General features: G+C 41.0%; 12 protein-coding genes. 2 read left to right on the top strand and 10 right to left on the bottom strand.

Annotated elements, in window-relative coordinates; genetic code table 11:
• Window positions 1-21 precede the first annotated feature (21 nt).
• Window positions 22-1,317 (bottom strand): ATP-dependent 6-phosphofructokinase, encoded by a 1,296-nt coding sequence (locus tag LEP1GSC192_RS11085; RefSeq protein ID WP_020770036.1) that lies wholly within the window; start codon window positions 1,315-1,317, stop codon window positions 22-24.
• Window positions 1,318-1,437: 120 nt separating this feature from the next.
• Here LEP1GSC192_RS11085 and LEP1GSC192_RS11080 point away from each other — a divergent pair, with 120 nt between their 5' ends.
• Window positions 1,438-2,469 (top strand): hypothetical protein, encoded by a 1,032-nt coding sequence (locus tag LEP1GSC192_RS11080; protein ID WP_036089877.1) that lies wholly within the window; start codon window positions 1,438-1,440, stop codon window positions 2,467-2,469.
• A 67-nt stretch (window positions 2,470-2,536) separates the two neighbouring features.
• Entirely contained in the window at window positions 2,537-3,160 is a 624-nt protein-coding gene (locus tag LEP1GSC192_RS11075; RefSeq protein ID WP_020769940.1) for a hypothetical protein, read from the top strand.
• Between the two features lie 90 nt (window positions 3,161-3,250).
• Here LEP1GSC192_RS11075 and LEP1GSC192_RS11070 read toward each other — a convergent pair whose 3' ends face one another.
• The 9 genes from LEP1GSC192_RS11070 to LEP1GSC192_RS11030 form a co-directional block, all read right to left on the bottom strand.
• The gene (locus LEP1GSC192_RS11070) at window positions 3,251-3,565 is read right to left on the bottom strand and encodes a hypothetical protein (RefSeq protein WP_020769987.1); all 315 of its coding nucleotides are present in this window, start codon (window positions 3,563-3,565) and stop codon (window positions 3,251-3,253) included.
• 6 nt (window positions 3,566-3,571) lie between these two features.
• Window positions 3,572-7,309 carry a methionine synthase gene (metH, locus tag LEP1GSC192_RS11065; RefSeq protein ID WP_020770054.1) on the bottom strand — a complete coding sequence of 1,246 codons (3,738 nt, stop codon included), beginning with the start codon at window positions 7,307-7,309 and terminating at the stop codon, window positions 3,572-3,574.
• The gene (locus LEP1GSC192_RS11060; protein ID WP_036089812.1) at window positions 7,306-7,605 is read right to left on the bottom strand and encodes a DUF362 domain-containing protein; all 300 of its coding nucleotides are present in this window, start codon (window positions 7,603-7,605) and stop codon (window positions 7,306-7,308) included. The genes metH and LEP1GSC192_RS11060 overlap by 4 nt, the downstream gene beginning before the upstream one ends.
• Window positions 7,606-7,622: 17 nt before the next feature.
• Entirely contained in the window at window positions 7,623-8,936 is a 1,314-nt protein-coding gene (ahcY, locus tag LEP1GSC192_RS11055) for an adenosylhomocysteinase (RefSeq protein WP_020770143.1), read from the bottom strand.
• A complete protein-coding gene (locus LEP1GSC192_RS11050; protein WP_020770152.1) occupies window positions 8,936-9,976 on the bottom strand; it encodes a metalloregulator ArsR/SmtB family transcription factor in 1,041 nt (346 codons plus the stop codon). Before LEP1GSC192_RS11050 ends, ahcY begins: the two co-directional genes overlap by 1 nt.
• 110 nt (window positions 9,977-10,086) lie before the next feature.
• Entirely contained in the window at window positions 10,087-10,620 is a 534-nt protein-coding gene (locus LEP1GSC192_RS11045; RefSeq protein ID WP_020770080.1) for a DUF1564 family protein, read from the bottom strand.
• Between the two features lie 76 nt (window positions 10,621-10,696).
• A complete protein-coding gene (locus LEP1GSC192_RS11040; protein ID WP_020770068.1) occupies window positions 10,697-11,422 on the bottom strand; it encodes a FecR domain-containing protein in 726 nt (241 codons plus the stop codon).
• A gap of 84 nt (window positions 11,423-11,506) precedes the next feature.
• A complete protein-coding gene (locus tag LEP1GSC192_RS11035) occupies window positions 11,507-12,589 on the bottom strand; it encodes a site-specific DNA-methyltransferase (protein ID WP_020770158.1) in 1,083 nt (360 codons plus the stop codon).
• 103 nt (window positions 12,590-12,692) lie between these two features.
• A complete protein-coding gene (locus LEP1GSC192_RS11030; protein WP_036089873.1) occupies window positions 12,693-13,253 on the bottom strand; it encodes a hypothetical protein in 561 nt (186 codons plus the stop codon).
• Window positions 13,254-13,312 lie beyond the last annotated feature (59 nt).

The following is a 13,312-nucleotide window of genomic DNA, read 5'->3' as shown; positions in this document are numbered from 1 at the left end:
CTCAATAGATAGGCTCTTCTACTATTCTGCCACCATATGAGCGGGCTGCCCTGTAGAGGCCAGCAAGGTTCTCCATAAAGTACTCTTAGTAGGTTGCAGCACTTTTCTTTCCTGGATGGCTATATCGATCGGAAGATGTGTGAATACATTATTCCACATACCGATCACTATATCCGTCTTGCCTGCCATAGCAGCGTGCACGGCATTCTGGGCTAAAAATCCGCAAAAAATGGAATCCTCAGGGTTTGCGGGAATGGAACGGATGATATAACTCGGGTCTATATATTTTACGTTCACTTCTATCTTCTCCGCTTTGAAAAATTCTTGGATGGAATTTTTAAGATACACCCCTATATCGCCTAACTTTAGATTTCCTGAAGCGTCTCTTTCTTCCGTCTTGCCGAAAAACTTTTGCCCCGCTCCTTCCGCTACGATGATCACTGCATGTTCTCTGGTCTGTATTCTTTTTTTGAGAACATCAAAGAAGGAACCTTTTCCATGCAGATCAAAATCCACTTCCGGAATGAGGCAATAATTTACGTTTTGAGAAGCCAGAGCTGCATTCACCGCGATAAAACCGGAATGTCTTCCCATCAACTTTACTACACCGATCCCGTTCGGCGCCCCTTTTGCTTCCACATGCGCACATTCTACAGCTTCCATCGCTTTGGAGAAGGCCGTGGAAAATCCGAAAGTTTTTTGCACATAATTGATATCGTTATCTATCGTTTTAGGAACTCCGATGACCGAAATCTCCTCTCCCCTTTTATCAATCTCCTTAACGATCTCTTTTGCACCTCTTAAGGTTCCGTCTCCTCCGATACAGAAGAGCATCTTTACCCCATATAATGAGAGTCGATCCACCATGTCGGAAGGATTTTGGTTCCCTCTGGAAGAGGCAAGAATCGTACCTCCGTCCCTTCCTATATGAGCCACGTTTTCGGGATTCAACTCTATAGGTTTATGATCATACTTTTTGACAAGGCCCTGATAACCGTAAGGAAACCCAAGGATACGTTTGACCCCGTATCTATAATTTAATTCCATTACAATCCCTCGGATCACGTCATTGATCCCTGGACAAAGCCCGCCGCAGGTTACGATCCCGGCGGTCACTTCTTTCGGGTCGAAATAGATTTTCTTTCTAGGACCTGCTTGTTCGAAAAATTCGGCGCCTTCTTCTATATATTCCTTCCAGTTCTCTTCCGTTTCGAATACCGTCTTAAAAACCACCTTGGATTCGTCTGCGGTGTAATATTCATAGGCGGCCGGACTTTCAAATTTGCAGGGGCCGAAATTTCTGATCTTTGTGTTCATTTTTACCGATTCCAAGTAAATTATAGAAGGTTGGTTTTTTTGCTAAATATGACGGAATTTTCATTGGCAAAGCAGAATATTCCGTCATATATCAATAAATATAGGATGAGAACCGAGAAGATGACATTTGATTCCAAATCTCTTCCTAAACGTAAGCGCTCGTTTTTTAGAAAGACCTTCCCTTCCATCCTGCAGGTGATCATTCCCTTTATAGCGAGCCTGTCCGTAATCTACGGAGAGAACAGTTCTACTTTTTTCTGGGATTCTTTCGACAACTTTTCCAAAAATAAAGCCCTATTTTCCCAAAAGGGAACTTCCGACCAGAAAGACGAGAAGGAAGAGAATAAGGTCCAATTTTTTTCCGCTCTTACATTCAAATATCCTTATGAAATGAAAGTGTTTCAGGAATACCTCCCGACCGAATCCGCATCTTACGATTCGATTCCGGGACTGCCGAATAAGTTACCGAACCAACCTAAAATTCTTCTACAAAAGAGAGAATTTTTCGCCCTCTACCCTTCCCTCGGAAGAGAAGAGGTTTTTGTAATGGCAATGAGCATGGGCCAGAATAAAGAAAATAAATCCGAAGCTTATGTGGGAGCGAATACGGAAAGAAGGGCTTTCGATCCTTTAACGGACGTGAGAGTGACTTCTTCCGTTCTGCCTGGACTAGGTTCTAATCTTTCTAGGGGTTTGGATAACCAAGCAGGGAATTTACTTTTCGGATATTTGCTCGGACGCGCAGGGATCCAAATGGATCTAGGCTGGAGAATGGTCGGTAACAACGTAGGTTTAGCGATTCCCGAATCTGCAAAATCCTCCATTGGTATAAGTTATTCTTTGATCTCAAACTCCGGCAGTTTAAATAAGATGGATTTCTTCTTACAAGTTTCCGGAATCAAAAGATTTAACGATAAGAGTTTTTTACCGATCGATACCCCCCAAGCTTTCAAAGGTTGGCAGCAAGGTTACGAATATTACGTAAACCCCGGATTTTCCATTTCAACAAAAAACTTGAGTTTCGAAGGTTTAGTACGTTTGCCTCTTCACCAGCCATTTCCGAATATGGACGGATTACTTACCCCCGAAATCCAAGGTATGCTCGGGGTAAAATATAAATTCTCCGATAGTTCTCCAAATTTACAAAAATAAAGATCAATTTTTTCTAATATCATTTTCCGACGCTACACACCGATATCCAAATTTAGGAGAAAGGCCTATGAAAAAAATCGAATTCCTAATCTTATTTTGTGCTGTTACGACGATATGGGCCGATGAAGTGGTTTATACAAAAGCGGGAAAGAAGATAATCTTAAAAGAAAATTTTACCTGGCAGTATGCCCCCGAACCCAAAGTAGATCCATCAAAAAAATCAAATACGACCAGGCCAATCCTGAAAGGGACCGACCAAACTAGTCTGATTAAAAGTACGTCAGGAGTATATTCCGTTTTTTATAATTCGGCCCAATGGACAAGTGTGACCGAAAACCATGAATTTGCAGAGTTCCATTTCGTAAACCAAACAAGAACCGGCAACGCGATGGTAATCTATGAAGGTTTGGAAATTCCTTTGGAATCATTTCCTGAATTAGTTCTATTAAATGTAGTCAAAACGGATCCGGATGCGAGGATCTTAAACATAGAAGATTGTTCCGTGAACGGAGTCCTTGGAAAGATTGTCACTTATACGGCGCAGATCAAAGGTCTTAGATTTATTTTTTATTCCTTTCTAACTAGCGGTAATTTCGGTTCAGTTCAGTTCTCTACTTTTACCCTAGAAAGCCAGTTTGAGAAAGAAAAGGCGAATTTTGAGAAGGTAATTTCGGGTTTTGTTTTGAATTGAGAGGTTTGTAGTAACTTCGACAGAAACCACGGCTTATAACGATCTTTCGATAGCGGAATTTGAATTCGCGTCTGAATTCCGTCGAAGTTACTACAAATTTTGCATTTTCTGAAAGGAAAGTTGCAGATCCAGCTTATTGATTTGTTCTTTCTTTCTGCCAAATCTGAGAATAGACGCAGTTTCGCCGGATGTAGTATCTATGACCTCAATCCTAGTCTCCATCACAGGACATGCAACTTCCTCACAACGAATCTCACTTAGCTTCAAGAGTAGATCTTCCCTACCCAGCTTCTCCCTGATTTTAGATGCCAACCAAGGATGGAATGGAAACTCCGTTCCAGGCTCCGATTCATCCTGGTATTCAGAATGAACCGGAATTGTAGTAACTTCGACAAATCGTTTCATTAAAAATTAGACTCTGGAAACAGCCTCCTGGGGGTCATAAGCCAAATTCGGAGAAAGCCATTTTTCCACATCGGAAATAGTCATTCCTTTCCTGTTCGCATAATCCTGGACCTGATCCTTATTAATCTTCGCCACTGCAAAATACTTAGAATCAGGATGGGCAAAATACAAGCCACTCACGGAACTTGCCGGCATCATTGCAAAATGTTCAGTGAGAGTAATGCCCGTATTCTTCTCCACCTCTAATAGATCGAATAAGGTCCTTTTTTCAGTATGATCCGGACTTGCTGGGTAGCCGGCCGCAGGACGAATCCCCTGATAACGTTCCCGGATCAATTCTTCAGAGGATAGATTTTCGTCCGCTACGTAACCCCAAAGTTCTTTCCGGACCTTCAAGTGCATATATTCGGCAAAAGCCTCGGCAAAACGATCGCCCAAGGCTTTTGACATAATGGAATTATAATCATCTAAACGAGAATCGAATAAGGATGCAAACTCTTCCACTCCATGACCCGCGGTGACCGCAAAACCACCGATATAATCCGCAATCCCGCTATCCTTAGGTGCGATATAATCCGCCAAACAATAATTAGGTTCGTCTTTCTCCTCTTTACTTATCTGTTGACGCAGGGTGTGAAAAACAGTCTTAACTTTCGTCCTGGTTTCGTCTTCATACACTTCTATATCATCGCCAACACTATTTGCAGGGAAGATCCCGATCACTCCTCGGGTAGTGTATCTTTTATTAGAAACGATATCTTCTAACAGTTTCTGAGCGTCTTTGAATAATTCTTTGGCCTGTTTACCGTAAGTCTCACTTTCCAAAATGGACGGATAACGTCCCTTCAATTCCCAGGCTTGAAAGAATGGAGACCAGTCTATATAAGGAACGAGTTCCTCCAGAGAGACTTCATTATCAAAAACTCGAACTCCAACAAAAATCGGTTTAGCTACTTGTGTCACATTCCAATCGGTAACATATTTATTCTCACGAGCATCTTCAATAGAAACAAGTTTACGATCGCTTCTAGTATTAAAATAGATTTCTCTTTGGACTTTCTGCTCTTCTTTGATTTGTTTTATATAATCCGGTTTTAAAGAAGGGTTTAAAAGTTTTCCGACGACGTTTACGACCCGGGAAGCATCCAAAACATGAACCACTGGTTGGTCGTACTTTTCCGAAATTTTTACCGCAGTATGAGCGGAGCTTGTAGTAGCGCCTCCGATCAATAAAGGAATATTGAAGCCCGTTCTCTTCATCTCGGAAGCAACGTGGACCATTTCATCCAAAGAAGGAGTGATAAGACCGGACAGACCGATGATATCCACATTCTGCTTTTTTGCTTCTTCCAAGATTTTTTCGCAAGGGACCATTACACCGAGGTCTATCACTTCGTAATTATTACATGCAAGTACGACTGCCACAATGTTTTTACCGATATCGTGAACGTCCCCTTTTACTGTAGCGATCAGGAACTTTTGTTTAGCGGATGACTGAGCTTGTTTACGGTTCTCTTCTTCCATAAAAGGTAGAAGGTAAGCTACGGATTTTTTCATTACTCTAGCACTTTTTACAACCTGAGGAAGAAACATTTTTCCAGATCCAAATAGATCGCCTACAACCCTCATTCCATCCATCAGAGGACCTTCGATCACTTGTAAAGGTTGATCGTATTTGAGTCTTGCTTCTTCCGTGTCTTGGTCTATGTATTCTACAATTCCTTTTACTAAAGAATATTCCAATCTTTGCTCGACTGTTCCCTCTCTCCAGGCTTCTTCTTTTTTTTCGACCTTCTCGCCTGACTTAAAGGATTCCGCGAATTCGATCAATCTTTCGGTTGCGTCGGATCTTCTGTTTAATAGGACATCTTCCACTCTTTCCAAAAGATCTTTAGGAATTTCCTCATAAACTGCAAGCATACCTGCGTTTACGATCGCCATATCCATTCCGGCTTTGATAGCGTGGAATAAGAATGCGGAGTGCATCGCTTCTCTAACCGGATTGTTCCCGCGGAATGAGAAGGAAATATTACTTAAGCCTCCGCTGATCTTCGCTCCGGGGCAAATAGCTTTGATCTCTTTGATTGCTTCTATAAAATCGACCGCGTAATTATTATGTTCATCTATTCCCGTTCCGACTGTTAGAATGTTCGGATCAAAGATAATATCAAATGGGGAAAAGTCAGCCTTCTCCACCAATAGATAGTAAGCTCTTTTACAAATACGGACTTTGTCGTCTTTCGTAGCCGCCTGGCCTTGTTCATCAAAAGCCATTACGATGACAGAAGCGCCGTACATTTTGATCGTTTTTGCCTGTTGCAAAAACTTCTCTTCCCCTTCTTTTAAAGAGATAGAGTTCACGATCGGTTTTCCTTGGATACATTTTAAGCCGGTTTCTAAAACGGACCATTTGGAACTGTCGACCATAAAAGGAACCTTTGCGATATCAGGTTCGACCGCGATCAAATTTAAGAATTCTTTCATAGAGGCTTCTCCATCCAAAAGAGCCTCGTCGAAATTGATATCGATGATGTTTGCGCCAGCTTCTACTTGTTGCAAAGCGACTGATACGGCTTCTTCAAAATTTCCTTCTAAGATAAGCCTCTTGAATTTAGGAGAACCTGTTACGTTCGTTCTTTCCCCTATTAGGACGAAACCGGTCGCTTCATCTATATTCAAAGGTTCTAATCCGGATAATCTGGTCTTCCCTTCTATCTCAGGTATTAGTCTAGGTTTTTTACCTTGGACTGCTTTAGCACCTTCTTTGATATGTGCAGGAGTTGTTCCACAACATCCTCCCGCAATGTTCAACCAGCCTTGGCTGGAAAAATCATCCAAAAACTTTCCAAATTCTTCGGGAGTTTGATCATATCCGCCGAATGCGTTAGGCAATCCTGCATTCGGATAACAACTAATATAACAGCCTGAGATCCTAGACAATTCTTCGATATAAGGCCTCATCTCTCCCGCACCCAGGGCACAATTGATCCCAACAGAGAGAGGATTTGCATGATAAATGGAATTGTAAAATGCCTCGATCGTCTGTCCTGACAACGTCCTCCCGGAAGCATCGGTGATCGTGACGGAAAGAGATACCGGGATCCGCACATTCAAATCTTTGAATACATTCTCGATGGCAACAATGATCGCCTTTAAATTCAAAGTATCTATATTCGTTTCGGAAAGAAGAATATCCACTCCTTCTTCCACCAATGCCCTGACCTGCTCGTAAAACGTTTCTACCAGTTCGTCGAAAGTCACTGCACGAAACGCGGGATTATTCACATCGGGAGAAAGAGAAGCGGTCCTAGTAGTAGGTCCAATGGAGCCGGCAAGGAATAACGGTTGATTCGAATGAGTTTTCGAAAACTTCTCCATTGCAGCACGAGCGACTTTGACCGCTTTTCTGTTCAGCTCGTCAACATAAGCTTCCGCATTATAATCCGCTTGAGAGATCCTGTTAGAACTGAACGTATTCGTTTCTAGAATGTTCGCTCCTGCTTCTAAAAATTTATAATGTATTTCTTCGATCACTTCCGGTTTCGTGATCACGAGCAAATCGTTGTTTCCCTTCAATGCGGAAGGATGATCTTTGAGTCTTTCATCTCTGAAGTCTTCTTCTCCCAGGCCATATCTTTGGATCATGGTCCCCATTGCTCCGTCAAGAACTAGGATCCTTTCTTCCAATAATTTTAAGAGTTCTTGCGCTTTGGGGTTTGTATATGTGGGAAATTTATGTTTCATAATTCTTTAATATTGCAGCGTTTATCTAACAGAGGTTTTTTAAGATCATTGATCATCGGTAACGTTTTCGATTCTTTTGCGTTCAAAGTGATCCAATCTTTCCAAATTACCGGTACTTCATCTTCCGGGAAGATGGCATTCACCGGACATTCTCTCAAACAATCATTACAATTGATACAAATGTCCGGATCTATGACTAAGTAATCCTTTCCTTCTCGGAAAGCTTCCACCGGACAGGCTGCGGCACAGTAAGTAATTTTACACCCTACACAGGGCTCAGTTACTACGTATGCCACAACCTCTCCTTTATCGATTAGTAGCGGTAGTGTTCCGGTTTGAACGGACCTTCTACAGGCACTCCGATATACTCAGCTTGTTTAGCGTTTAATGTGGTTAGGCGAACTCCTAATTGCTCCAAATGTAACGCTGCAACTTTCTCATCTAATTTTTTAGGCAATCTATAGACACCGATCTCGTACTTATTGTTCCAAAGTTCGATCTGAGCCAATACTTGGTTCGTAAAAGAACAAGACATTACGAAAGATGGGTGACCAGTTGCACAACCAAGGTTCACTAAACGACCTTCTGCAAGAACGATAATGGATCTTCCGTTCTCGAAAGTGTATTTGTCCACTTGAGGTTTGATTTCCTTCTTCACTACACCCTTTTCAGCGTTCAATCTGGACATTTGGATCTCAGTGTCGAAGTGTCCGATATTACAAAGAATTGCGCCGTCTTTCATTGCTTTCATGTGTTCCAGTGTAATAATGTCGTCGTTTCCGGTCGCAGTTACTACAAGATCCACGAATTCGATCGCGTCTTCTACCCTTAGAACTTGGTATCCTTCCATTACTGCCTGAAGAGCGCAGATAGGATCGATCTCGGTAACGATCACTCTAGCTCCGAAATTGCGTAAAGAAGCAGCAGAACCCTTTCCAACGTCTCCGTATCCGCAAACAAGCGCTACTTTTCCAGCAAGCATAACGTCAGTTGCACGTTTGATACCGTCCGCCAAGGATTCTCTACAACCGTATAAGTTGTCGAACTTAGACTTAGTAACGGAATCGTTCACGTTGATTGCAGGAAGTTTCAACTCGCCTTTTTTGAGGAGTTTTTCGAGACCTTTTACTCCAGTAGTAGTTTCTTCAGAAACTCCTTTGATCTCCGCCAGAAGTTGAGGGTATTTCTCGTGAACATACATGGTTAAGTCACCACCGTCATCCAAAATCATGTTCGGACCTTTCCCATCTTCGAAGAATAGAGTTTGTTCTACGCACCACCAGTATTCTTCTTCCGTTTCGCCCTTCCAGGCAAACACAGGAACTCCGGTTTTTGCAATTGCAGCTGCCGCATGGTCTTGAGTGGAGAAGATATTACATGAAGACCAACGAACTTCCGCCCCAAGCTCAGTCAGGGTTTCAATCAAAACCGCAGTTTGGATAGTCATATGAAGAGAACCCGCGATACGCGCACCTTTCAGAGGTTGTTTCCCCTTATATTCTTTGCGTAAGGACATCAGACCTGGCATTTCTTTCTCTGCCAGAATGATTTCTTCGCGACCCCAGTCCGCGAGTGAAATGTCTTTAACCTTATATTTTAAACCTTTTTCTTGTATTGTAGCGGACATTAAAGTCCTCCTCTTTTCTTAGCTTTAATTATTAATACTTTGAAGTATTTCTGTGATTCTACTTCTTCGATGGATTCAAGGTTGAAACCGGCGTGATTCAACCAATCCGATAGAAGTTCCGACTCAAATCCGAGCCATAAGTCAGCGAAATTATCGCGCATGATTTCCTGGTTGTGTTTCTTTAGATCTACGATGATGAAAACACCATCATCCTTTAAAACTTTATGTATTTCTTTCATAGCCTGAGGCGGATTGGAAAGATGGTGTAAGACCATCGAAGCTACGACAGAATCTGCGGATTGAATCAAATTTTGAGGAAGGGTTTCAATCTCAGAAGTGAGGAAATGGACTTGGGAATTATTTAAAAAGGAGTCTTTCGCCTCTTTGATCATCTTTTCGGAAGAATCAATTCCAATAACTTCCTGGCTCTTCATCAATAAGTAAGGGATTAAACCTCCAGGGCCACAGCCAAGGTCTAAGATCCGACAAGAATGTTCCGGAAGTAAATCAAGGATCTTGTTTCGATATAAAATCGGATCCAAAACATCACTTTGGATGCTTTCCCAATTCTGTGCAACATCATCAAAGTACTTTGATCTTTTCAAATCTCTTTGTTTAAGGATATCTTTAATTTTAGCTAAATCTTGCTCTGAATATGGAAGATTTTTTTCAAAATCCAGAAGAAGTTCATGAAATCTTGCAGAAAAATCCTGTGAATGATCGCTGGAGACCCGAGGACTATAATAAACCCAAGAACCCTCGCGCTGAGATGTCAAAAATCCTGCATCTGACAAGATTTTTAGATGTCTAGAGATCCGAGACTGACCCATCTCCAGCACTTCTGTTATCTCCTGAACATTGAGAGGTACAATAGAAAGTATCCGAAGAACGCGAATGCGGGTTTCGTCTGATAATGCTTTTATCGCGAGTAGAATATCCCGGTCCTGAAAAGATCCTATTCCAGCAGAAAATGGTACGACAATAGAATCAGAGTAAGTTTCGACAGATTCTCTTTCTAATGACATATCCTTTAGCGACATTTTTCACACCTTTCAACAGGATATCAAGATATCTTGATTTCTTCAAGCAAAAAATTCTCATGCTCTTACTAGAAATTATGTCGTATAAATCAGCCGCTAAAACAGGAACGTTAGCCCCAATGAGAAGGAGATCCTCTTTCAAGAATGAATTTTCGAGGCCATCCTATAAGAATAATGCGAACCTCTCCGGTTTCTAAGTTCAAAACACGACGAATGTCTATAATCTTTGAAGTTGGCGGTTTTCGATTACGCCAAATGTGAGAAAGAATTCTTTCATCTATTTGAAGAAATTCCCAATGAATCATTAACACAATTATATAATTCATCGAAACACCGTGTGCGAGAGCCATATTTCTCAGCTCTTGGTAATTATCTTCTTTCGGGCGATAACTATGGCGAACCAGATTCTGGCCTTTTTCTTGAAAGGATGTTCTCAGCGGATTCCTTCCCATATATCTTTGGGATTGAATCAACAGACTATACTTCTCTTGCAGACGCCTTAAATATCGAGGAAAGTTGCGTCTGCAATCAATCGGAACTTTTCTCCAAAGCCTTTCCGGAATCAATGCCGTAGAAGGATAAGGATTTTTAACAATCTTTACCTTCTGTTTAAGTTTCTCATGAAGGAAAACGGTAGAGTTCATACCCTTCACGTTTCCCAAGTTTGAGTTAGAGCGTGAAATTTTTTCTTAAGGTGTAGAAATTACTACACCTTGGAAATTATATATCTTGCTTGGTTTGATTTAATAATTCTTGATTCTGAAGTTTTTGATCCCGGAGAATTTTATAATTCTCTTCCATTATCTTCTTAAAGCCATCTAATATTTTCATTTTCTCACGCATAAATTCCTCTAAAGGCTGCTTCAGAAGACCTTGAGGAGATACTACAACTTCTTCATCTCGCTTTAGTGGAAAATTTTGTCCATTTTCTGTAGTAACTCCGACTTCCCCCTCTTTCACAAAGATTCCATTTGGCACATCCGAATCTTCATTATCGGGGTTTTCCTTGCGCTGCGTTTCATTTTCTTCACAAACTACAAATTGCGTTCCTCGAACACCCGCATTGTAAGAAGGGGCGGAAATTGTAAAATCTTCTTTTTTAGAACCCTTATCAACTCGGGCAAAAACTTTGCCGGAAATCAACTCTAACTTTGATTTATTTGCCTTTTTGTCTGAACTTAGTTCGGAAATCTTCACTTTTGTATAAGAAGCGATACGAACCACAACTGAAGGGCCAATTTGAAGATCAACTTTTCCATCTTTTGTTTCGACATCATCCTGCTTCTTTAAAATCGAATTCTTCCTGAGATTTACTTTCTTCCCGTTTTGCGTTCCTGAAACATCCCCCACAACGAACAATACGATCGCAATTTCTTGTTCCGAAAACAAAGAAGTGGGTAGAGTAAAGAAAATTGTTAATACCAATATAAATACGCGATATTTCATGGAAGATTTCCTATAATACAAATTTATTCGACAAAGACTGTAGTAGGGTCTACTAAATCTATCAGAATAGCAACAATTAGAAACTTACTTTTTGGAAGAATTTTGCAGATTAAATCGAGAATAACGAGCTTTCAAGGAAAAATGTTCACTTTCATGTGATGAATCTACAGATTCAAAAGTCAATTCTGTCTCCTGAGAAGTAATAACTGGAAATCCGTAGTACTTATTTTTATGCAAAATCTGCTTCTTTTGCTTCTTCCGATTCGAAACGAAGTCAAGATGGCTTTGTAATCTGTTTTGTAGTATCTTCGACGAGACATTCACAGCACTGAGAAGCTTTTTCCTGGCAATTTCAAGAATTCCAAGATCCAGATCATATCCAATACTATTTCTAGAAGAAAGAAGTGCAGCAAGCGACGTAGTTCCAGTTCCTAAAAATGGGTCCAATACCGTATCACCCTTTATGGAAAACATGTTCACCAATCGATAGGCGAAATCCACAGGAAATGCCGCCGTCCTTTCCCGAGAAGCTCCTACATCCTTAAAAATTTGTCTTTCTCCTTTTAGATCCCAGATATCCGAAAACCAGATATTCCTTTCTTCCCAGAAGAAGGCGCTATTTCGTCGGATCTCCATCTCCGATTTAGAATACTTTCTTAATCCACCTTTTCGAAAGACCAAAATATACTCATGCTCATAGGTAACATAGGCGCCCACTGGAAACATTCCGGAGCCCATAAATTTAGTAGGGGAATTAGTCTGTTTTCTCCAAAGAATATCTGGCAATGAAGTAAAGCCGAAGTTACGACAAGCCCATAAAATCCTGGAATGATTCGAAAACAGACAGAATTCACCTCCGACACTTCGAGTAGCGTCGCCTATGTTTACAAGCAGGATCCCACCCTCTTTCAAGACGCGAAAGCATTCTTTCCAGACCTTATCCAGTTGTAAATGCATTGCCTCAAACGCATCGTTTCCCAGGTTTTTGGAAAGAGCGCTCTTAGTCTTTTTGTCCCAGTTTTTGAAGAGATCGTCCCACATTCCAACCATGGGGTAAGGTGGCGAAGTTACTACAAGATTGATACTTTCATCCGAAAGCTTATCCATTTTTCTCGAATCGGAATTATATAATATATGAGAAGTTTCCGGAACGAGTATTTCCTTCATACACGTTCCGCATGTTTCAAGAGTGTCCTAAATTGGCTATTCAAATTTAGAAAACTAAAATAAGAAGAAGGACCAGTCGAAGATACGACAAAATCCAAACCTATTACTTTTTACCGTGGATCTTTTTGTCGATCAACTCATTTAGAAGATCCGCAAGGTCCTGAAACTCATCCCCGCTTCGGATCCGGATCTTATCCACGTCTTTGCCTTCCAACAGCAACTTTAGATTTTTCTTAATATTGTAGATCGGTCCCGCCATTTTATGGGAATAAAGCAAAACGAATATAGCAGAAAGCAGAAGATACAATAAAGAGAATAGCAGAATTCCCTTAAATTGGATCGTAAACAGATCCAAACCGTGATCATAATCGGGAAGAGCAAGTTCCTTCTCCACAAACTTGTCCTTCTCTTCCCCGTTAACGATCTCAAATCCTTTTTGATAGACTTTAACAGTGTCCTGGCGAAGTCTGAAAACGACTCCCTTGTCGTACTTGGTAGAATGGACCCAAAATAAAAATCCGAGAGTAAGCAGTAACCCGAAGATGAATAATAAGGAAAAATTTAAGAAGAACCTTAATTGAAAGTCCTTGTCGATCAGATAATTGGCGAGATGTCTTTTATACCGAGGAGTCTTTGCGGAGGGGTTTGGTGTTTCTTCAGACATGGGAATTAGCCTTCTTTGGTAGAATTTCTTTAAAATTCTCCACATGTCAAAAATAATTC

It is taken from the genome of Leptospira sp. B5-022 (genome assembly GCF_000347035.1).
GTDB classification, from domain to species: domain Bacteria; phylum Spirochaetota; class Leptospiria; order Leptospirales; family Leptospiraceae; genus Leptospira_B; species Leptospira_B cinconiae.
This window is presented reverse-complemented; position numbering and strand designations above follow the sequence as displayed.